The sequence below is a fragment of the Microbacterium sp. Bi128 genome, from assembly GCF_918698205.1.
Genome location: NZ_CAKKMM010000664.1, coordinates 1 through 2713 on the forward strand (window position 1 = coordinate 1; position 2713 = coordinate 2713).

The 2713-nt window shown below is 67.2% G+C and carries 3 protein-coding genes; all 3 read left to right on the forward strand.

The genetic code is table 11. The annotated features are described in order from the left end of the window. Positions 1–66: 66 nt before the first annotated feature. Complete coding sequence (locus LQV45_RS24515; protein WP_230009214.1) at positions 67–1050, forward strand: S1C family serine protease; 984 nt, start codon at positions 67–69, stop codon at positions 1048–1050. Between the two features lie 318 nt (positions 1051–1368). Then, positions 1369–2343, forward strand: coding sequence for a BTAD domain-containing putative transcriptional regulator (locus tag LQV45_RS24520; RefSeq protein ID WP_230009215.1), 975 nt, complete (start codon positions 1369–1371; stop codon positions 2341–2343). A 181-nt stretch (positions 2344–2524) separates the two neighbouring features. After that, on the forward strand, positions 2525–2713 hold a 189-nt coding region (locus tag LQV45_RS24525), incomplete at its 3' end, for a hypothetical protein (RefSeq protein WP_230009216.1).

Sequence of the window (2713 nt, forward strand, 5' to 3'; positions counted from 1 at the left end):
CGCCAGGACTACTCCCGGGACGGCGGTGGTTGACTTGGATGAGTACCGTTCAGCAGGAGGTGCACCGTGGCCGCGTCAATCAGCAGGGTATCCGGATCCGATGTGTCCGAAGACCCGCTGGATTCCTATTCCGCAACGGTCATCCGCGTGGCCGAGGCTGTCACCCAGCACGTCGCCGCGCTCGAGATGACCGGCAACGGGCGCAACGGCAGGTTGAGGGTCGGTGCGGGGTCGGCCGTGCTGTTCACCACGGACGGATATCTGCTGACGAACGCCCACGTAGTGGGAGGCGCCCAGTCCGGCCACGCAGTCTTCGCCGACGGCACCAGCACGGCTGTTGACGTGGTGGGCGCCGACCCGCTCTCCGATCTTGCCGTGGTCCACGGCAGGGCACCCACCGCTGCACCGGCTGAACTCGGCGATGCCGAGTCCCTTCGGGTCGGCCAGCTGGTCATTGCCGTGGGCAATCCGCTCGGGCTTGCCGGCTCCGTCACCGCCGGGGTGGTCAGCGGGCTGGGCCGTTCGATCCCGGTCTGGTCCGGACGGAGCCGGCGCGTGATCGAGGACGTCATCCAGACCGACGCGGCCCTCAACCCCGGCAGCTCCGGCGGGGCGCTGGCAGACGCCCGCGGGCGGATCGTCGGCATCAATACGGCCGTGGCCGGTGTCGGGCTCGGCCTGGCCGTTCCCATCAACGCGACGTCCCGGCGGATCATCGCTTCGCTGCTCAAGGACGGCCGCGTCCGCCGGGCCTACCTGGGCCTGGTCAACACACCCATCCAGTTGCGGCCGAGCGCCGTCGTCCGGACGGGCCGCAGGGAGGGCCTGCTCGTGGTCGAAGTCCTTCCGGATTCCCCCGCCGAGCGGGCCGGGCTACGGGCCGGCGACATCCTCCTGAAGGTTGGACACATGTATGTGTCCAACGCCGAGAGCCTGCAGAAACTGCTGTTCGCCGAAGCGATCGGGGAGCCGCTGGACCTTGCCGTGCTCCGGGACGGCGCGGACCTGCGACTGGTGGCTGTGCCCGCCGAGATGACCGATAACCAGTAGGGAACCCGGTCCGGACCCGCGGTTCAACGTGCTGGAATTTGGCCGCCGGGGGCCAATTCCTTGCCCGCCTAAACTACTTGGGTCCGCATGGCGGCGGCCCGCGGAATTACTTGGTTGGCGCCGCAATCACCTGCCCTCCGCTCCGCCCGCTTACTCAGCGGTACTGACCCCTGTACGCGTCTTTCTTTGGGCGAAAGATCGGGTAGCGGCATGCCTTGTTGCGCCCCGCCGGGCGTGTCACGGTGTCATTGGAAAGCCGGAGGGAACAGAGCCTCAGTACGGCCTGGTTTCAATGTTGATCCGGCTCTCCATAGACGATTGAGTTCGTTTTACCTGGGGAAATCGGAGAACATCGTGGATAGCCCAAAGGAAACAGCACCTTCCATTTCGGTCCGCCTCTTCGGATCATTCGAAGTGCGCCGGGACGGCGTGGCGCTCACCGCCGCCGACATGGGCGGATGCAAGCCCCGGCACATACTGGAAATCCTTCTCCTGAACCTTGGCACGCCCGTGTCCAAGACCCGCCTGATCGATCTTCTCTGGGGAGCAGGAGCCAGTGACGGCTCCGTAGCGACCCTCGAGAGCTATATCAGCGGTATCCGCCGTGCCATCCAGCCGGGGCAGACTAAGACCGGCCCGCTCCGCACGGCCAACAGTGGCTACGTGCTGGACCCTACGCTCGTGGACCTCGATCTGTTCCGGTTCCGTGACCTGGTCCGCGACGCGGGTGAGCTGCCTCCGGCGGAGGCCTACCCCCTGATGCTCGAGGCCCTGGAGATTTCCGCGGAGCCGCTGCTCGGGTTCGAACTTGCCTCCGATTGGGCCGAAGAGGCGCGCGCACGTCATACAGCCGAAAAGGTGGCGCTGCAGATCCTCGCGGCAGAAACGGCGGCTCTGCTGGACAAACCAGACGATGCCGTCAACCTGGTCCAGGCTGCCATTCGCGCGGAGCCCCTGAACGAGCGGGCCTGGACGGTGCTGGTGACGGCCTATGAACAGGCAGGCCTGCCGGCGGAGGGCCTCTCGGCCTATGACCGCTGCCGGCGGCTCTTCGACCGCGACCTTGGCTGCAGCCCCGGTCCGGCCCTCCAGGAAGCTCATCTGCGGCTCCTGCGGCAGCGTGCGGAAAGCAACTCCGAACTCTCCGAGGTACTGGCGGCGCTGCTCTATCTGGGCGAGCGATTGAACGGGCCCAAGAGCCGGCAGCTGCCGGCGGCCGAGTCCCGGCGCATGCATGAGAACGCCGGGCGGGTGCTTGATTCCTTCCTCCAGCGCGTCCGGGCCGCGGTCTGACCCCCGCGGGGCCGCCACCGGTGGACCGGCGGCGCCCAATTGATGACCGGGATGGCCGCCAACCGGACGCGGGCGTTAGCTTCGTCACGTGGCCGGGATTCTCGGGGAATTCCGCCGCGCCGGGCCCCATACTGGGAATATCCCCGGCGGGCAGTCCCACCGCCAGGTGTGAGGAGGGCCCATGGAAACCTTGAAGAAAGTCGTCACGAACGAGTACTTCCCCGCAGCCGCTGTGCTGTCCGGAGTCATCCTGTTCTGGGTCCTGGGCCTCTTCGGCGGACTGTCCCTCCTGAGCACCCGCCAAAGCCCGGTGACCACCCTGACGTGGATGATGTTCGTCTACGCCGCAGCGGTGCTCTCGCCCCTGGCC